This window comes from Lentilactobacillus kefiri (assembly GCF_007989105.1).
In the GTDB taxonomy this organism is placed as follows: Bacteria; Bacillota; Bacilli; order Lactobacillales; family Lactobacillaceae; genus Lentilactobacillus; species Lentilactobacillus kefiri.
Map to the genome: position 1 here is coordinate 1 of NZ_BJVK01000072.1, position 3,265 is coordinate 3,265.

Annotated in this window: 2 rRNA genes; both read right to left on the minus strand. The window is 49.7% G+C overall.

Annotated features, from left to right (window positions below):
* Window positions 1–113: ribosomal RNA gene (rrf, locus tag LKE01_RS11585) — 5S ribosomal RNA — on the minus strand; the annotation flags it as partial.
* Window positions 114–190: 77 nt separating this feature from the next.
* A 23S ribosomal RNA gene (locus LKE01_RS11590) occupies window positions 191–3,111 on the minus strand.
* Between the last annotated feature and the right edge of the window lie 154 nt (window positions 3,112–3,265).

A 3,265-nucleotide genomic window follows, 5' to 3' on the forward strand; every position in this document is an offset into this window, starting at 1 on the left:
GGCAACGTCCTACCCTCGCAGGGGGCGATCCCCCAACTACTCTCGGCGTGCAGAAGCTTAACTTCTGTGTTCGGCATGGGAACAGGTGTATCCTTCTGGCTATCGCCACCACACTATTTTTCCTTGAAAGAACTTCGTTCTCTCAAAACTAGCTAATATTAATTTTCTGTACCTTGAACACCATTTCTACTTGGTTAAGTCCTCGACCGATTAGTATTGGTCCGCTCCGTACATCACTGCACTTCCACTTCCAACCTATCTACCTGATCATCTTTCAGGGGTCTTACTTCCATATAGGAATGGGAAATCTCATCTTGAGGTGAGTTTCACACTTAGATGCTTTCAGCGTTTATCTCATCCATACGTAGCTACCCAGCGATGCGCCTGGCGGCGCAACTGGTACACCAGCGGTATGTCCATCCCGGTCCTCTCGTACTAAGGACAGCTCCTCTCAAATTTCCTACGCCCGCGACGGATAGGGACCGAACTGTCTCACGACGTTCTGAACCCAGCTCGCGTACCGCTTTAATGGGCGAACAGCCCAACCCTTGGGACCGACTACAGCCCCAGGATGCGATGAGCCGACATCGAGGTGCCAAACCTCCCCGTCGATGTGGACTCTTGGGGGAGATAAGCCTGTTATCCCCAGGGTAGCTTTTATCCGTTGAGCGATGGCCCTTCCATACGGTACCACCGGATCACTAAGCCCGACTTTCGTCCCTGCTCGACCTGTCTGTCTCGCAGTCAAGCTCCCTTCTGCCTTTACACTCGTTGAATGATTTCCAACCATTCTGAGGGAACCTTTGGGCGCCTCCGTTACTGTTTGGGAGGCGACCGCCCCAGTCAAACTGCCTACCTGACACTGTCTCCCGCCACGCTAAGTGGCGCGGGTTAGAGTGTTCACACAGCGAGGGTAGTATCCCACCAACGCCTCTGCCGAAACTAGCGTTCCGGCCTCAATGGCTCCTACCTATCCTGTACAAGCTGTGTCAACACCCAATATCAAGCTACAGTAAAGCTCCATGGGGTCTTTCCGTCCTGTCGCGGGTAACCTGCTTCTTCACAGGTATCTTAATTTCACCGAGTCTCTTGTTGAGACAGTGCCCAGATCGTTACGCCTTTCGTGCGGGTCGGAACTTACCCGACAAGGAATTTCGCTACCTTAGGACCGTTATAGTTACGGCCGCCGTTTACTGGGGCTTCATTTCTGGGCTTCGCCGAAGCTAACTCATCCACTTAACCTTCCAGCACCGGGCAGGCGTCAGCCCCTATACGTCATCTTACGATTTTGCAGAAACCTGTGTTTTTGATAAACAGTCGCCTGGGCCTTTTCACTGCGGCTGTGCTTGCGCACAGCACCCCTTCTCCCGAAGTTACGGGGTCATTTTGCCGAGTTCCTTAACAAGAGTTCACTCGCTCACCTGAGGATTCTCTCCTCGACTACCTGTGTCGGTTTGCGGTACGGGTAGTTGATTACTCACTAGAAGCTTTTCTCGGCAGTGTGACGTTGGTTGCTTCCCTACTTAAATTTCGGTCCTCATCACCACTTGTCAACCCGCCAAAAAGCATTTAACTCTTTGACTGACTTGTGGCTTAAACATCCGTTTCCAGCTGGATGCACAACTTAGCCTCCTGCGTCCCTCCATCGCTCAAACATAATCAACTAGTACAGGAATCTCAACCTGTTATCCATCGCCTACGCCTTTCGGCCTCGGCTTAGGTCCCGACTAACCCTGGGAGGACGAGCCTTCCCCAGGAAACCTTAGTCATTCGGTGAATCAGATTCTCACTGATTTTTCGCTACTCATACCGGCATTCTCACTTCTAAGCGCTCCACCAGTCCTTACGGTCTGGCTTCATTGCCCTTAGAACGCTCTCCTATCACTTGACCTAATGGTCAAGTCCACAGTCTCGGTAATATGCTTAGCCCCGGTAAATTTTCGGCGCGGAATCACTCGACTAGTGAGCTATTACGCACTCTTTAAATGGTGGCTGCTTCTGAGCCAACATCCTAGTTGTCTATGCAACTCCACATCCTTTTCCACTTAGCATATATTTAGGGACCTTAACTGGTGGTCTGGGCTGTTCCCCTTTTGACGATGGATCTTATCACTCACCGTCTGACTCCCGGATAAAAATCAATGGTATTCGGAGTTTATCTGAATTTAGTAACCCATGACGGGCCCCTCGTCCAAACAGTGGCTCTACCTCCATGATTCTACGTCCGAGGCTAGCCCTAAAGCTATTTCGGAGAGAACCAGCTATCTCCAAGTTCGTTTGGAATTTCACCGCTACCCACACCTCATCCCAGCACTTTTCAACGTACACGGGTTCGGGCCTCCAGCGCGTTTTACCGCACCTTCACCCTGGACATGGGTAGATCACCTGGTTTCGGGTCTACAGCAACATACTTAAACGCCCATTTCAGACTCGCTTTCGCTGCGGCTCCGGCTTTTAAACCTTAACCTTGCATGTTACCGTAACTCGCCGGTTCATTCTACAAGAGGCACGCTATCACCCATTAACGGGCTCTAACTGCTTGTAGGCACATGGTTTCAGGAACTATTTCACTCCCCTTCCGGGGTGCTTTTCACCTTTCCCTCACGGTACTGGTACACTATCGGTCACTAGAGAGTATTTAGCCTTGGGAGATGGTCCTCCCGGATTCCGACGACGTTTCACGTGTGTCGCCGTACTCAGGATCCTGAACTGAGGGTCATTGATTTCACCTACGGGGCTATCACCCTGTTTCGCCAACCTTCCCAGATTGTTCGATTATCAACAACTTTGGTAACTCAAATGTTCAGTCCTACAACCCCAACGAGCAAGCTCGTTGGTTTGGGCTGTTCCCCGTTCGCTCGCCGCTACTTAGGGAATCGAAATTTCTTTCTGCTCCTGTGGGTACTGAGATGTTTCAGTTCCCCACGTCTACCTCTATATCGCTATGAATTCACGATATAGTAACAGCTGATTAAAGCTGCTGGGTTTCCCCATTCGGAAATCTCCGGATCAAAGCTTACGTACAGCTCCCCGAAGCATATCGGTGTTAGTCCCGTCCTTCATCGGCTTCTAGTGCCAAGGCATCCACCATGCGCCCTTTTTAACTTAACCTGTACATCACTACGTGATGCAAAGTTAATTGAGTATTTGCGATTTTTTCTAGTTAACAAACTCAAAATAACGCGGTGTTCTCGGTTGAAATTATATTAAATACAATTTCAAAAAATTATTACAGAAAATTAATATTATCTAGTTTTCAAAGAAC